Source organism: Microcystis sp. LE18-22.4A (assembly GCF_027531105.1).
GTDB classification, from domain to species: domain Bacteria; phylum Cyanobacteriota; class Cyanobacteriia; order Cyanobacteriales; family Microcystaceae; genus Microcystis; species Microcystis aeruginosa.
The window spans coordinates 1-1,944 of the sequence record NZ_JAPZRB010000326.1; the positions used below are offsets into that span (position 1 = coordinate 1).

Below are 1,944 nucleotides of genomic sequence, written 5' to 3' on the forward strand. Positions count from 1 at the left end.
TCAGTCTGTAGAGCGACCATAAGACCAGAACAGAGTAAATCTGTTAAGGCAGGTGCGGAACCCCGCAAGGGAAAGAAGCAGAAACCTAAATCGTGAGGTTTGGGAATCACCGTCCGTTTACGGCGGTGAGGATGTCAATGAGCAAATTGAGTCTAACATCGTTGGAGCTATTTAGCAGAAAAGAGAAAGGCGATTCAGGCGGTTGGCCGACGTTGACCCTGAGGATGAAATGGCGGCTTTAGGCGCTTGGAAAAAAAGACTTGATTCATTACCCTATTGACCATCGAGCAGCGATTTAGAGGAGAGAAATTTGAGATGGATGATTCCCAGAAATACGAGGCTGACTGTCAAAAGATAAGAAAAGTCAATCATGAATTACTAACGGATTTTGAGAGTTGGCTAGAATCATCAGGCCTGTCCGAAAAAACCATTAATAATCATGTTTCAAATATAGATTTTTATATCAACGAATATTTACTCTATGAAGATGCCGTAGAAGCCAAAGACGGGGTAGATATGGTCAGTGAATTTTTGGGTTATTGGTTTATCAAAAAGGCACTGTGGGCCAGTCAATCAAGCATCAAAGCTAATGCAGGTAGTCTGAAAAAGTTCTACACTTTCTTACTTGAAAAAGGCCTAATAGATAAAGATGATTTCCAAGAACTTAAAGAAACCATCAAGGAAGAAATGAGTGAATGGCTGGAAACTTTAAGGCGATACGATGACCCATTGACTGAAGATATGTCGGATGTTTGGTAATCTTAACCAAGTGGCAATCCCCCACCCTGTGGCTGAGAAGCTATACTGCTACTGTCAGGACACAACAAGAGTGAAACAATGGAAACATTAGAATTAGAAAGCTGCCAGTCGATTCTTAAAGCTGGTAAAACGACGACAGAAAGAGCTTTACAATTGTTTGACGCTCTCGACCCCGTGAGTTTAGACTTTATGCTCGGTCGTTGGCAAGGTTCTGGACTTCAGACCAATCACCCAATGGATGGTTTATTAGAAGCATCTAATTGGTATGGTAAAGAATTTGTCGATACTGAGAATGTCCACCCCCTGTTATTTTTAGATGGTCAGGGAAAAATTTTTAAGGTGGCACCCAATCCCACGGCCATGAACTGGATTTTGAAGTTGCCGATACTCAAAAATAATTCTCTGAAACCTTTACTGATGCTGACCAACTCCTTGCTGAAAACAGAGACAAGTCAGGCTAGACTGCGAATGATGGAATATCGGGGCAAAGTCAGCGCCACGATGATTTATGATTATTTGCCCATCAATGACTCTTTTCGGAAAGTAGATGATAATAACGTGCTGGGAATTATGGATTTTAAAAACTCTCCCCAACCTTTCTTTTTTGTTCTCAAGCGATGTCAAAGACCTCTTAATTCTTGAGGTTCGATTTAAACGCTCTGGTGCAAGAATTTAGAGTTGAGGGATAATTCAAGTACAGAGGAACAGGAGGTAATTATGAACTTATCATCGTTGTCATCGGGTTGAAGTGGCTGAGAAGTTAAAAAAATTAACTCACCAACCAATTAAGCATTTAGAATAATAAATTCTACACTTGCTGTGGACGAAATGCCTGTTCATCCCATTCTTCTTGATAAATAGAGTCAGAGGTTTGATTCATTTTGAGTGCAATATCACTTAAGAGTTTGTGGCGTTTGAACATTCTTCTAATTTCACCATCGACTAGATTTAACAAATAAGGAATTTCATGTCCCAATTTGACAAAAAGAGAGAAAATATTAAATATTTGTAAACTTTTTCGCCTAAGTTACCTTTCTGTGGTAAGCAAATCTTTACTGCTCCGATTCGGGGGTTTCTTGGGGGGTGTCATCGTTGTTGGTTTCTCGCTGGGGACTTGCGCTTTGATAATGTACCATTTATGGCTTGTCTGATTCTTCTACAGAGCGACTGTCTGGCTGGGATATT

The 1,944-nt window shown here is 40.3% G+C and carries 2 protein-coding genes; both read left to right on the plus strand.

Annotated elements, in window-relative coordinates; genetic code table 11:
• Positions 1-315: 315 nt before the first annotated feature.
• Positions 316-759, plus strand: a complete 444-nt coding sequence (locus O9295_RS14435) for a site-specific integrase (protein WP_288033474.1) — start codon at positions 316-318, stop codon at positions 757-759.
• A gap of 78 nt (positions 760-837) precedes the next feature.
• A complete protein-coding gene (locus O9295_RS14440; RefSeq protein ID WP_288033475.1) occupies positions 838-1,401 on the plus strand; it encodes a DUF4334 domain-containing protein in 564 nt (187 codons plus the stop codon).
• The last annotated feature ends 543 nt before the right edge of the window (positions 1,402-1,944 follow it).